The following is a 12971-nucleotide window of genomic DNA, read 5'->3' as shown; positions in this document are numbered from 1 at the left end:
ACATTCAAATTCACACAGGGAAGGAAGCGTTAAGCATGTGCAATCGTTTTTCATTAGCAGCTGATCTGGATGAAGTGAGGGACCATTTCAAGATTGAACGCGTGATGTATTATTACAAGAACCGGTATAACATTAGTCCGACGCAGCATACGCCGATCATTTTGCATCAGGACGGTGAACGGGTTTTGGACGAGTTTCGCTGGGGATTTATTCCGTTCTGGGGGCGTGATGCCGTCAATGCCAACCTGATGACTGTGCATGAGAACCCATCCTACTACAAATTGGTGGAAACGAAACGATGCGTTATCCCATGTAACGGACTGTATTACTGGCGCAAGGAAGGCAAAAAAAGCTACGCGGTACGAGTGGTAATGCCGGATCGGGGGTTGTTTGGTATCGCAGGGTTATATGAAATTTGGAAAGATACCCGCAAACAGCCGCTTCGCACCTGTACGATGCTAATGACTGGTGCCAACATGGTGACCCGGGAGTTCGGGAGCAAAATGCCGGCGATTCTCTCTGAAGACGAAATCAACACATGGCTTGACCCTGCTAATACACGGGTGACACAGCTGCTACCTCTTCTCAAATCGTACAATACGACAGATATGAACCTGTACCCGGTGACACCTATGGTAGCTAACGATGAACATGATTGTTATGAATGTGTGGAAGAGATGGATCTGAAGCTCGCGTATGTACGCAATTTCTAAACGCATTTCTGTGGATGGTGATCCATAGGGCGGAGTGTTGGATTTCACTTCGCCCTTTTTGCTGTGAGCTTGATGCGGCGTGATTGTGTTTAATAAATGAAGGAATCGAATCGTCCAAAAAGATTTGAAAATGAAAAGTTGAAATATGGAGTAATAGTAACTATAATAGTTACAGTAATCGAAATACGTATTCATATATCTATTTAAAGAGATATTATAATCAGGAGGGAACCACGAATGAATCCAAAGTATAGCCAAATGTTTGAACAAGTTTCACTACCAAACGGCATTAGTCTCAAAAACCGGATCGTACTCGCTCCTATGACTCATATGTCCTCGAATCCCGACGGTACCGTCTCGGATGCTGAACTGGCTTATTATGCTCGTCGCACTGGCGGTGCAGGCATGTCCGTGACTGCCGTAACGTATGTTACACCGAACGGTATCGGATTTCCGGCGCAATTTGCAGCCTATGACGATAGCTTCGTTCCGGGCCTGAAACGCCTCGCCGACACGATCAAGCAGCAAGGTTCCAAAGCAGTACTTCAGATTTTCCATGCCGGACGTCTCACTCCGGAACAAGCTGTACCCGCTGGTCAAGTGGTAGCACCAAGTGCAGTTGCCAGTGAACGACCAGGATCTCCTGAACCGAGAGAACTGTCCGACGAAGAGATTACGTCCATCATCAACGATTTCGGTGAAGCGACACGTCGCGCCATTGAAGCCGGCTTCGACGGTGTAGAGATCCACGGTGCGAATGGTTACTTGATCCAGCAGTTCGTCTCTCCGCATTCCAACCGCCGGGAAGACCGCTGGGGTGGCAGCATTGAGAAACGCCTGACATTCCCGCTGGCCGTAGTGGATGAAGTGAATAAGGTTGTTGCGAAACATACCAAGCTTCCGTTTATTGTTGGATACCGTTTCTCTCCTGAAGAACCGGAAACACCAGGGTTGACTATGGAAGAGACTTACGCACTTATTGACGCACTGAAAGAAAAAAATCTGGATTACTTGCATGTATCCCTGAACGAGTTCTGGTCCAAACCACGCCGGGGCGAAGCAGATACCCGTTCCAGAATGGAATTTATCCTTGACCGTGTAGGCGGCAAATTGCCGGTTATTGGTGTAGGTGCAATCCATACGGCAGACGAGGCAGCGGAAGCTCTTCAAACTGGCGTGCCACTGCTTGCCATCGGACGTGAGTTGATTATTGAACCGGACTGGGTAGAAAAAATCGAGAGCGGACGAGAAGAGGATATCGAGACCGTTTTGACCAAAGCGGATCAGGAGCGTCTGGTTATCCCTGACGGATTGTGGAATGCCATCATCAACACGCCGGGCTGGTTCCCTTTGGCAGACGATAAATAATACATCTTAGCAATTACGGAGGGAGCATAGGCTCCCTCTTTTTGCACGTTCTTCATCCCGATAAAATTCTCCTTCAGGTAGCACTGTGGTATGATGGGATGTACAGGATTCATCTTGGATATCAACGGTTTGGAGTGAATGAATAATGCTCGTGGCTGAACGTTATGAGAAAATTGTGGAATGGGTGGATGCGCAGGGAAGCATGCGTGTAACCGAGCTTAGTGAGCGCTGCGGGGTGACAGAGGAGACGATTCGCCGCGATCTGGACAAGCTGGAGCAGGCTGGCAGGCTTAGAAGATCCCACGGCGGTGCGGTAAGCGTAAAATATAAAGAAGAAGGACAAGCAGAGATCCCTTATCCTGAACGGGCGATTACGCATGCTGAAGAAAAGCGCAGAATAGCCGAAGAAGCCATCAAGATGGTACAGCCAGGCGACCGGATCGCACTGGATGCCAGCACAACGGCATGGTATATGGCTGCAGGGCTGCCGAATATTCAGCTGACTGTATTGACCAACTCCATCAAGGTGGCCGCTGAACTGAGCAGCAAGGAACAGATCAGGGTTATTGCTACGGGAGGGCAGCTTGCTTCCAAGTCATTGTCTTTTGTAGGCCCGCTCGCTGAACGTTCACTGGATGCCTACCATGTGGACAAGGTGTTTCTGTCCTGCAAAGGGGTACATTTGACCAAAGGCATCAGCGAATCGAACGAATTGCAGGCTCTCGTGAAACAGAAGATGATCAGTATTGCGGATGAAGTTATTTTGCTCGCAGATTCGAGCAAGTTCGATATACAGGCTTTTACGAGAGTTGCAGAACTCAGCAGTGTGACACAGGTTATTACCGATGTGGGGTTGAACGAAGAGCTTGTTAGCGCACTGAACGAACAATCCATACCATGTAAACGAGTGTAGTTATAGAAAAGTATAACCGAATATCTACACTTGAACGGAGAGGGCAGAAAAACTGGAAAAGCGGAGCGTTCGCTACAAGCTTTCTGCAAAGAAAGCTACATCGGAAGCATACGCTTATCAACGGATTTCCCCTATAAAAAGGGAATTAAAAAATCTGGGGATAACAGCGATTGAAAGTTTTCTGACTTCGGAGTTCTCTTGTGTAGATTCATTTTTTACTTTTCAAGAAAGGAATGAGTGAAATGAAACATCCTTTTCATCTGAAAGCCGTATGGAACGGCGGACGTAACAGTGAGGGCACAATTGATGCTGGAGGACTAAAATCGGTCATATCCATCCCGCAGGAGATGGGGGGGCCAGGTACAGGAACCAATCCGGATGAAATGCTGCTGGGTGCAGCCTCTACCTGTTATCTAATTACCCTGGCGGCCATGCTGGAACGCTCGGATATTACACCGCATGAGCTGACACTGGAGTCGGAAGCAACGGTGGATGTCACCAATAACATATTTACTTATGAACGAATCGTGCATCGACCACGTATTGTGCTTCAGTCTAATGCAACAGAGGCTGAGCTGACCAAAGCGGATCGACTTGCACATAAGGCCGAAGAGTCTTGTATGATAACAAGAGCGGTCGCAGGGAATGTAACCATCGAAACGCAGCCTGTCATTGTCACAGCTGATGTTAAAACAGTCTAAAAGAAATGAAGAGACGGCGCGAGCCGTCATTTGTGTAAAATAAGGGGAAGTTCGGTATGAATTCACAGAAAAGCAAATCGAACCGATTCGCGCGTTTAACACGTGCGTTGAAGCTGAATTTTCTTAAATTGTTACGTGCTCCCGGAGGAGCACATAAGGTTTCCACCGGATTCGCGATCGGTTTTGGTCTCGAATTGATCGTTATCTCCACGGCATCACTGATCTATCTCGTGTTTTACCCCATTGTGCGATTGTCTGGCGGTTCACTTCCGGCAGCCATTGTGGGCAATGTGATTGGAAAACTGACATTTCTGCCGATTTTGCTCATGCCGCTAGCCAAGCAGATCGGGTCATGGATATTGCCAGCGCACAGCATGGGACAGGGCCCTGTGCACGAGAGTGCCTTTATGGAGCTGTTTCGCGGCAACTGGTCTGCGCTCAGCGAACTATTGCTGGGTGGGCTTGATATCCTCACAGGCATGTCTGTCTTTGGCGTGATCCTGGGGTTCATTTCGTATTTTGTGGTCAAATTCTTCTATGTCAGAGCTCTCCGTCGTCGCCATGAACGAAGAATGGAGAAGCGCCGCCTAGCGGCGATATCTCCTGGACCAGCACCAGTGCTTATCCGGAAGACATCACAATCATAACCGGCAGAATGACCATGGATGCTGCGGTTGTCCATAGAATGCAGCGGGATACAAATTGCGGTGAGGCATTGAATTGCTCAGCTAAAATAACGGCGTTTACTGCCGTTGGCATGGATGCCAGAATCAGCAGCACGCTAAATAAGGTGCCCTCGACCTGAAGTGCGGTCAGAATCAGGTAAGATAGTACCGGCGCAGCAGCGAGACGCACGACAAGTCCAGTCCAGAAAGCACGCCGTACGTTAGGCTGCCATGGCTCAGCGGAACCGCGTGGTCGTAACATCTGTGCACCCAATATGGCAAGCACGACCGGGGAATACCCCGCTGCAAGCATCGCGATGCCACCATCCAGAGCTTCAGGAAGACTGATGCTGGTGGACCGCAGAACGATTGCAATGAATGCGGCATAAATGGACGGCATACGGAACACGGACAAAATGGCATGTTTGACCGTGAATTCCGACCTGGCTGCAAAAAAGATCCCGACCGTATTCACAATAATCATCTGTCCGATCACATAGACCGAGGCCTTGTCCAATCCCAGTTGTCCAAAGGCAAGCAGAACGAGCGGGAGCCCGTAATTCACACAGTTTGTAAACGTGGAGACAAGGGTGAGTCCTGCTTTTTCGCTTGCACCCAGGTGGAAGATCCGGCTTAGTATTTCAGCCAGTGCCCATAACGCGATCAGATTAATAATGGAAAACCAGAACGTGCCTGTGACGTCCGTCCAGGTAATTTCGGCATGAAGCAGCGTATCAAAGATCAGCGCAGGGCTCAAAATATAGAGGGAGAAGGTTGACAGTGACCGGGTATCCCAATTTTTGAACCGTTTCAACAGAAGGCCTCCGATAACTGGCAGGGATATGGGCAAAAAAACATGATACAACGTAAGTAGAAATGATTGCAGCAACCGAATTCAGTCCTTTCATGATGAAAAACCTATCTAATCATATCAGAAGTTGTCCTGGATCGTGAATGAATACACGCATGATATTTCTCCAATTACTTCCATGAGCCCCTGTATGTTGAGGGTGGAGAGGGCTGACGGATTGCTATTTTGATATGGCAGATTTATTATAGAAGAGGTGCAACTAGACTACATACACATAGAGGAGGAAACTGTAATGAGTGAATCAAAACGCTTGCTCGTATTAGTCGGCTCTTATGCCGAAGCGGAAAATGAGGGCATTTACGCATATGAATTGAATGAGGATACAGGCAGCTTAAGCAAGCTGGACGGCATCTCGGGTGTGAAAAATCCAACGTTTGTAAACGTTAATGCCGAAAACAACAAAGTGTATGCGATTGGGGAAGCTGTATCTCCAGAGGGAAACAAAATGTCCGAAGCGGTTGCTCTGAACATTGATCCTTCCACAGGGAAGCTATCCTTGCTTAATCGTAATGATTCCATCTCGGCTCCACCATGTCATATCCAGCGTGATCCTTCTGGACGTTACCTAATCCTTTCCAGCTATCACGGTGGACTCGTAGGTCTGCAATCGTTGACGGATAACGGTGAAGTCGGAGCGCTTTTGGATGAGAAAAAACATGAGGGTAAAGGCGCACATCCAGAGCGTCAGGACAAGCCTCATGTACACTCTGCTTTCTTCAGCCCGGATGGCAAATACATGATGGTACAGGATTTGGGTGCTGACAAGATTGCCATCTACACGATCGATGCTGACAACAATGAGCTTGTGCTGCATAGCGAAACAAAAACCCATGCAGGAGCAGGTCCGCGTCACTTGGCGTTCCATCCAAATGGCCAATTCGCTTATGTGATTAACGAAGTCGATTCTTCCATTACGTCTTACCGTTATGATGCAGCAGCAGGTACGTTGACTGAAGTATCCACTGTGTCGACCTTGCCGGATGGTTATGAGGGCGCTGAAAATACAACTGCTGAAATTACCGTATCGAATGATGGTCGTTTTGTATACGGATCGAACCGTGGACATGACAGCATTGTTGTATTTGCAGCAGACGCTGAAACAGGACATCTGAAACTGGTAGAACACGTTTCTGCTGAAGGTGAACATCCACGTCACTTTGCATTGACACCGAACGGTAAATTGCTCATTGCAGCTAACCGTGATACCAACAACATCGTTACGTTCACTGTAGATCAAGAAAGCGGACGTCTGAAATATACAGGACATAGTACAGGTGCTTCCAAGCCGGTATGTGTAAAACCCGTTTATTTCTAAACCGTATTGATCCAGTTGTACATGCATAGATACATGAAATAATGCCCTGCCTTATGGCAGGGTATTTTTATTGATGTAAGGAAGAGTTTTGTATTCGCTACTTCTCCTATAGAGTGTTCCTTAATTAATTCTGATTATTACACTTCATATAACAACATTAATAAATCGATAGTATCGTGTAGGTAACTACCTGACTTCAAAGTGCGTACTTCCTGAATGGAAAGTCAGGCCCTACAATGAATGAGTAGCCAAGATAAACATTGCATGCATCTGAAGAGGCTGATTGGTGCAGGCTAATTATTTAGAATCCTATACAGCAATACTCATACTTGAACAACAAAGGAGAAATGAATCATGAAATTGCAACTCGCACTCGATCTGGTAAATATCCCTGAAGGTATCGCTCTGGTTAAAGAAGTGGAACAATATATCGATATCGTTGAGATTGGTACACCAATCGTTATTAATGAAGGTTTGCACGCGGTAAAAGCGATGAAAGAAGCATTCCCTAATTTGCAAGTTCTTGCAGACCTCAAAATTATGGACGCTGGTGGTTATGAAATCATGAAAGCAGCTGAAGCTGGTGCGGATCTGATCACTGTGCTTGGGGCAACCAATGACAGTACGATCAAAGGTGCAGTAGCAGAAGCGAAGAAACAAAACAAACAAGTTCTTGTGGACATGATCAACGTGCCTAACCTTGAACAACGTGCTCGTGAAGTTGATTCGCTTGGCGTAGATTACATCTGTGTACACACAGGATATGACCTGCAAGCTGAAGGACAAAGCCCGTTCGAAGATTTGCAAACCATCAAAGCTGCTGTGAAAAACGCAAAAACGGCTGTAGCTGGCGGCATCAAGCTGGAAACATTGCCTGAAGTAATCAAAGCACAACCGGATCTGGTCATTGTGGGCGGCGGAATCACTGGACAAGCAGACAAAGCCAAAGTTGCGGCTGAAATGCAACGTCTCGTTCAACAAGGGTAACGGAATGAGCAGCAGACAATACGCAGCAGACATTCTGAAGGAGCTGGAACGTACACTAAGCCAGATTGACGATTCGGAGATGCAGGCGATGGCTGAGCATATTTTGGCTGCGGAACAGATTTTTGTGGCAGGTGCCGGACGCTCCGGACTAATGGGAAAAGCTTTTGCCATGAGATTGATGCAGATGGGACTCCGGGTATTTGTCGTCGGGGAGACTGTCACACCAGGCATCAGTCCGAAGGATTTCCTTTTGTTATGCTCAGGTTCGGGAGAAACAGGCAGTCTGGCGGCGATGGCTCAAAAAGCCAGTAAAGCAGGTGCACCTGTAGGTCTGATCACGATCAAGCCGGAGTCCACCATTGGTCAATTGGCTAGCACCGTCGTTCGTCTGCCTGCATCTGCGAAAGAGGATACGGCAACGTCAGGCGCAGCAGTCACGATTCAGCCGATGGGTTCGCTTTTTGAACAGGGATTGCTGCTTGCTATGGATGCTCTTGTACTCACGTTGATGAAAAAGAAAGAGATGACTGGGGCGGACATGTTTGGTCGTCACGCGAATCTGGAATAGAAGATCGCTCATAGATCTTGAAGAAAACATAGGCAGGACCGGGCCCCTCATATAGAAGAGGGGAGCCGGTCCTTTCTGTCATGCTTTATACGGTGCTAGGTCACGTCTCCTATGCATTCGGGCCATGCTGTAGTAGAATTAAGAGAAGCTATATCGAATAATGTACCTATTGATATAAGAATGTAAGCTAAGGGGGCTCGGAGCCATGGCAGCCGAAGTCAAGGAACGGATAAATCTGAAAGAAATCAACTGTGAGAAGGAATTGACCCTTGCTGTTATTGGCGGCAAATGGAAACTAATTATATTGTGGCATCTGGGCCTGGAAGGAACCAAGCGATTCAGTGAATTGAAACGATTGATCCCTCATATCACCCAAAAAATGCTGACGAACCAGCTTCGGGAGCTGGAGGAAGATCGGCTGATTGAGCGCAAGGTTTATGCAGAAGTCCCTCCTCGGGTAGAATACAGCTTGACGGACCATGGACACAGTCTGATGCCAGTTCTGCGAGCCATGTACGATTGGGGCAAAAATTACGGGGAAAATGTAATCTGGAAATCAGAATAAATCTTAGTCAAATAACCTAAGTCAACTAAACCGCCGAGGTATGGAATATTTCCACACCTTAGCGGTTTATTTTGATTCAGCTTGAACCAAAAGTCTCAATTTGGGAGATGTCAGGTATCAACGGTCGTAATATGATACGATGAGAGATATTGGAAATGCAAGGAGGAGGAAATATACAGATGGAAAAAATACGTACACGCGACGAGGTAAGCCAGGAGTCGACATGGAATCTGACCGATTTGTTCGGGACTGATGCGGAGTGGGAACAGGAACTCAGATCACTTCCTGAAGCAGCTGTCGATATTGAAACGTTCAAAGGACGTCTGGGCCAAGGTGCCGAACAGCTGCTGGCTTGTCTGGACGCTCGTGAAGCACTTCAGGAACGGATTGTTAAGACCGCATCCTACGCACGACTGAAACAATCAGAGGATAGTACCAATCCGGTAAACATTGAGAACTCGGCCAAAGCGGGAGACATCCTATCTTTTCTGTCGTCTTCCTTGTCTTTTGTCAATTCGGAAATTGCGGATCTTCCCGAGGGTACAGTTGAACGTTATATTGCAGAACTTCCCGGACTGGAGCCTTATGCTCGCAGCCTGAACCTTCTTCTTCAGGAAAAAGCACATCGTCTCTCACCGGAGACGGAGAAGGTGCTGGCTTCCCTCGGTGAAGTATTGGATTCGCCATACCGGATCTACCTCCGCGGTAAACTGGCAGACATGACTTTCGACGATGCGCTGGATGGAGAAGACAACAACCGTCCACTGTCCTGGTCTTTCTATGAAAATAACTACGAAATGTCTTCCGATACCAAGCTGCGCCGTTCTGCTTATGCAGCCTTTAGCTCCAAGCTAAATGATTATAAAAATACATTTGCCGAAGGTTATGCAACCGAAGTGAAGAAACAGGTTGTTCTATCCAGGCTTCGCGGTTACGACGACGTAACCGATATGCTGCTTAGCCCACAGCAAGTTAGCAAAGAGATGTACAACAATATCCTGGATATCATTCAGCAGGAACTTGCACCGCATATGCGCAAACTTGCGGCTCTCAAGAAACGCGAGCTGGGGCTGGACAAGCTTATGTTCTGCGATCTCAAGGCTCCACTGGATCCTGAATTCAGTCCGGCCATTACATATGAGGAAGCCTGCACGCTCATCCGTGAAGCGCTTGCTGTGCTTGGACCCGAATACGGCGAGATTGTGGAGCGGGCATTCAGCGAACGTTGGGTGGATTACGCAGATAATGCGGGCAAGTCAACGGGTGCTTTCTGTTCATCCATTTACGGGGCGCATTCGTATATCCTTATCTCATGGGCTAACAATATGCGCGGTGCGTTTACGCTCGCTCATGAAGTCGGACATGCTGGACATTTCATGCTTGCCGGACGCTATCAGCGGATCACCAATACAAGGCCTTCTCTATATTTCATTGAGGCACCATCTACCATGAATGAAATGCTGCTGGCTGATCATCTCTTAAAACGCTCTGACAATCCAAGAATGCGTCGGTGGGTAATCTTGCAATTACTCAACACGTATTACCATAACTTCGTAACCCATCTGCTTGAAGGTGAATTACAGCGCCAAGTATATGCACTTGCGACCAAGGATGAACCGATTACAGCCAAGCTGCTCAGTGAGCTAAAAGGAAACATTCTTTCCGCGTTCTGGGGTCCTGACCTGGTTGTAGATGAAGGGGCGAAGCTAACCTGGATGAGACAGCCTCATTACTATATGGGTCTGTACCCTTACACCTATGCAGCCGGTTTGACGGCATCGACTGCAGCTGCCGGACTGATACGCGAGGAAGGACAGCCTGCCGTGGATCGCTGGCTCGAAGCATTAAAAGCAGGAGGTAGTCTCGCACCTCAAGAGCTAATGAAACTTGCGGGTGTGGACATGTCCGGACCTGAGCCGATTCGTGCAGCCGTGGCGTATGTTGGCAGTCTGGTTGATGAACTTGAACGTCTGTATTCCTAATTAAGCTCATATAGTATACGGACAAGGCAAGTAAGGTTGTCCACGTGCACCGTCTCCTTGGCAAGGGGCGGTGCATCTTATTTTGGAGCCGGAAAGGAATGATGATGAATGACGACGATCAACATATCCTCATCAATGGGCAGATTAACCACAGACGGCTTCGGTGTATTTGACGACATGAATAGTGTGCCGGGATTTGAGGGGAATCAGGGAGGTTTTTTTTCGGGATTTAATGAGTTTGGGGCCATGAGTGCATTCGGATCCATATTTATTGGTGCTATATTTCTCATCATTGCATGTGTGATTGTGTACGTTATTATTTCAGGGGTTCGAACATGGTCTTCTAATAATGCAGCAACACTGCTCACTCTGCACTGCACCGTGGTAGCGAAGAGAACCCAAGTTACCGGAGGGAGCGGGGACAGTAGTGCTTCCACCTGGTACTACGCAACATTTCAACTGGATAATGGAGAACGTGTGGAACTGAACGTCGGCGGAAGCAACTATGGCATGCTGGTGGAAAATGACCAAGGCTTGCTGACATACCAGGGCACAAGGTTCAAGCATTTCGAGAGAGATGTGCAGCCCCAGTCCGGCGTAAGTAATGGCCGCTTTTATACGTAATCCAAACGGAATGCCAAACATAAGAACGACTTATCCATGGGATCAGGTCGTTTTTTTGTTGGGAAAGAACAAAACACAGGGTATTCAAACGCTTACAACAGTGATATACTCGTAAAATAAAGCAAAACAGTATTAAACAAAAACAAACAAACAATTAATCGCAGGTAAAAAGCAACATTTGTATAGAAAGGTTGGTGTAGAGCAGTGAGCGTGTTGGCATATGATTTGGGAGCTGGTAGCGGGAGGGCGCTGCTGGGTCATCTGGATGACCGGGGAATAACGGCCACCGAAGTTCATCGATTCAAGAATGAGCCGGTCAAGGCAGGCGAGCGAATGTACTGGGATATTCTGCGTTTGCATCATGAAGTGCTGCAAGGTCTGCACCTGGTCAAGCAGCAGGGAGAGCAACCAGGCAGTTTGGGGATCGACTCCTGGGGAGTTGACTTTGGACTTCTGGGCCACAATGGAGAATTGCTTGGTAACCCCTATCATTATCGTGATGGGCAGTTCAACGGCATGATGGAACAGATTCGCAATGAGTTAACCTCCCAGCGGATCTTCGAGCGAACAGGCATTCAATTTCTAAGTTTTAATACCCTGTACCAGCTCGCAACTCTGCAGCGGAACGGTTCACCATTGCTTGATACAGCAGATCGTTTTCTTATGATTCCGGACCTGCTTCGGTACTTTTTGACTGGAGAAGCGGTGAATGAGTTTACCAATGCAACGACAACACAGCTCTACAACCCGGTGAGCGGGCAGTGGGACGGAGAATTACTTGCTCACATCGGTGTCTCGGATCAGCTGTTTGGTGAAGCGGTGATGCCGGGTACACGAGTAGGTCAACTCCGCAGCAGTATATCCGGTGAATTGGGAATATCAGCAGTTCCTGTTATTGCAGTAGCCGAACATGATACGGGTTCAGCAGTGGTCGCTGTCCCGGCAACGGATCGTTCGTTTGCTTACTTAAGCTGTGGAACCTGGTCCTTGATGGGAACGGAGATCGATCATCCTGCCATTACTCCGGAAAGTTTGGCCTTGAATTTTACGAACGAAGGCGGAGCTGGCGGAACATTCCGTCTACTGAAGAACATTATGGGACTCTGGATCCTGCAGGAGAGCATGCGGGAATGGGAGCGTCAGGGGAAGGGGATCAGTTACGCTGAATTAATAAAACAAGCTGAAGCGGCTCCTCCATTTGCAAGTTTGTTTGACCCTGATGACGATCTGTTTATGCCAGCAGGTGACATGACGATTCGGATTCGCCAGTATTGCCGAGATACGGGACAGCAGGAACCACAGGACCAAGGAGCTATTGCCAGATCCATCCTGGAGAGTCTTGCGCTGAAATACAGAAGAGTACTGGAATGGACTGAACAATTATCGGGTCAGTCTTTTAATGGATTGCACATGGTCGGCGGAGGCATCCAGAATCAATTGCTGTGCCAGTGGACAGCAAGCTCTATTGGCAGACCGGTATGGGCAGGACCGGCAGAAGGCAGTGCAATCGGTAATATGGCTGTCCAATGGATTGCCAGCGGAGCGTTCAAGGACATTTGGGAGGCTCGCAGGGTCATTCGTGATTCGTTCCCGGTAACCGTGTATGAACCGAAAGACAGCTCGATTTGGGAAGAGGCATACGGCAGATTTCTTAGGATAACGGACTCATCGAAATCACAGGCCGGAAGTGAGGTGTAAC

Annotated in this window: 13 protein-coding genes; 12 read left to right on the top strand and 1 reads right to left on the bottom strand. The window is 48.0% G+C overall.

What is annotated here, in order from left to right; all coding sequences use genetic code 11:
- Nucleotides 1-35: 35 nt before the first annotated feature.
- The 5 genes from ABIC22_RS27430 to ABIC22_RS27410 all read left to right on the top strand — a co-directional run bounded on the left by ABIC22_RS27430 (nt 36) and on the right by ABIC22_RS27410 (nt 4342).
- Nucleotides 36-713, top strand: coding sequence for an SOS response-associated peptidase (locus ABIC22_RS27430; protein WP_153978113.1), 678 nt, complete (start codon nt 36-38; stop codon nt 711-713).
- 237 nt (nt 714-950) lie between these two features.
- On the top strand, nt 951-2081 hold the full coding sequence (locus ABIC22_RS27425; RefSeq protein WP_354485248.1) for an NADH-dependent flavin oxidoreductase: 1131 nt from the start codon (nt 951-953) through the stop codon (nt 2079-2081).
- Between the two features lie 145 nt (nt 2082-2226).
- Nucleotides 2227-2994 (top strand): DeoR/GlpR family DNA-binding transcription regulator, encoded by a 768-nt coding sequence (locus ABIC22_RS27420; RefSeq protein WP_095358499.1) that lies wholly within the window; start codon nt 2227-2229, stop codon nt 2992-2994.
- 242 nt (nt 2995-3236) lie between these two features.
- A complete protein-coding gene (locus tag ABIC22_RS27415; protein ID WP_127536150.1) occupies nt 3237-3695 on the top strand; it encodes an OsmC family protein in 459 nt (152 codons plus the stop codon).
- Nucleotides 3696-3751: 56 nt separating this feature from the next.
- Nucleotides 3752-4342: a DUF2062 domain-containing protein gene (locus ABIC22_RS27410; RefSeq protein WP_354485246.1), complete on the top strand. Its 591-nt coding sequence runs from the start codon at nt 3752-3754 to the stop codon at nt 4340-4342.
- Here ABIC22_RS27410 and ABIC22_RS27405 read toward each other — a convergent pair.
- Entirely contained in the window at nt 4317-5249 is a 933-nt protein-coding gene (locus ABIC22_RS27405; protein ID WP_354485244.1) for an AEC family transporter, read from the bottom strand. The genes ABIC22_RS27410 and ABIC22_RS27405 overlap by 26 nt on opposite strands.
- Before the next feature lie 214 nt (nt 5250-5463).
- Between ABIC22_RS27405 and ABIC22_RS27400 the strand changes: the two genes are divergently transcribed.
- The 7 genes from ABIC22_RS27400 (at nt 5464) to ABIC22_RS27370 (ending at nt 12970) form a co-directional block, all read left to right on the top strand.
- Nucleotides 5464-6546, top strand: a complete 1083-nt coding sequence (locus tag ABIC22_RS27400; protein ID WP_154893499.1) for a lactonase family protein — start codon at nt 5464-5466, stop codon at nt 6544-6546.
- Between the two features lie 354 nt (nt 6547-6900).
- Nucleotides 6901-7533 carry a 3-hexulose-6-phosphate synthase gene (gene hxlA / locus ABIC22_RS27395; protein ID WP_090993813.1) on the top strand — a complete coding sequence of 211 codons (633 nt, stop codon included), beginning with the start codon at nt 6901-6903 and terminating at the stop codon, nt 7531-7533.
- 4 nt (nt 7534-7537) lie between these two features.
- Nucleotides 7538-8101: a 6-phospho-3-hexuloisomerase gene (hxlB, locus tag ABIC22_RS27390; RefSeq protein ID WP_127536146.1), complete on the top strand. Its 564-nt coding sequence runs from the start codon at nt 7538-7540 to the stop codon at nt 8099-8101.
- Between the two features lie 205 nt (nt 8102-8306).
- Nucleotides 8307-8666 (top strand): winged helix-turn-helix transcriptional regulator, encoded by a 360-nt coding sequence (locus ABIC22_RS27385; protein WP_095287596.1) that lies wholly within the window; start codon nt 8307-8309, stop codon nt 8664-8666.
- Between the two features lie 179 nt (nt 8667-8845).
- Nucleotides 8846-10648, top strand: coding sequence for an oligoendopeptidase F (gene pepF, locus ABIC22_RS27380; protein WP_354485240.1), 1803 nt, complete (start codon nt 8846-8848; stop codon nt 10646-10648).
- Nucleotides 10649-10756: 108 nt separating this feature from the next.
- Nucleotides 10757-11272: a DUF2500 domain-containing protein gene (locus ABIC22_RS27375; protein ID WP_246058072.1), complete on the top strand. Its 516-nt coding sequence runs from the start codon at nt 10757-10759 to the stop codon at nt 11270-11272.
- A gap of 204 nt (nt 11273-11476) precedes the next feature.
- Nucleotides 11477-12970, top strand: coding sequence for a rhamnulokinase (locus ABIC22_RS27370; RefSeq protein WP_354485238.1), 1494 nt, complete (start codon nt 11477-11479; stop codon nt 12968-12970).
- Nucleotide 12971: the final 1 nt, after the last annotated feature.

Source organism: Paenibacillus sp. PvP094 (genome assembly GCF_040546835.1).
Taxonomy (GTDB): Bacteria; Bacillota; Bacilli; order Paenibacillales; family Paenibacillaceae; genus Paenibacillus; species Paenibacillus illinoisensis.
Note: the sequence above shows the minus strand (reverse complement) of the source record. Positions and strands in the feature narration are given on the sequence as shown.

Bases quoted from the DNA above. Each gene is read 5' to 3' on its own strand.
- ABIC22_RS27425 (WP_354485248.1), top strand. From the start codon at position 951: ATGAATCCAAAGTATAGCCAAATGTTTGAACAAGTTTCACTACCAAAC.
- ABIC22_RS27430 (WP_153978113.1), top strand. From the start codon at position 36: ATGTGCAATCGTTTTTCATTAGCAGCTGATCTGGATGAAGTGAGGGAC.
- ABIC22_RS27375 (WP_246058072.1), top strand. From the start codon at position 10,757: ATGACGACGATCAACATATCCTCATCAATGGGCAGATTAACCACAGAC.
- ABIC22_RS27385 (WP_095287596.1), top strand. From the start codon at position 8,307: ATGGCAGCCGAAGTCAAGGAACGGATAAATCTGAAAGAAATCAACTGT.
- pepF (WP_354485240.1), top strand. From the start codon at position 8,846: ATGGAAAAAATACGTACACGCGACGAGGTAAGCCAGGAGTCGACATGG.
- ABIC22_RS27410 (WP_354485246.1), top strand. From the start codon at position 3,752: ATGAATTCACAGAAAAGCAAATCGAACCGATTCGCGCGTTTAACACGT.
- hxlB (WP_127536146.1), top strand. From the start codon at position 7,538: ATGAGCAGCAGACAATACGCAGCAGACATTCTGAAGGAGCTGGAACGT.
- ABIC22_RS27400 (WP_154893499.1), top strand. From the start codon at position 5,464: ATGAGTGAATCAAAACGCTTGCTCGTATTAGTCGGCTCTTATGCCGAA.
- ABIC22_RS27415 (WP_127536150.1), top strand. From the start codon at position 3,237: ATGAAACATCCTTTTCATCTGAAAGCCGTATGGAACGGCGGACGTAAC.
- ABIC22_RS27420 (WP_095358499.1), top strand. From the start codon at position 2,227: ATGCTCGTGGCTGAACGTTATGAGAAAATTGTGGAATGGGTGGATGCG.
- hxlA (WP_090993813.1), top strand. From the start codon at position 6,901: ATGAAATTGCAACTCGCACTCGATCTGGTAAATATCCCTGAAGGTATC.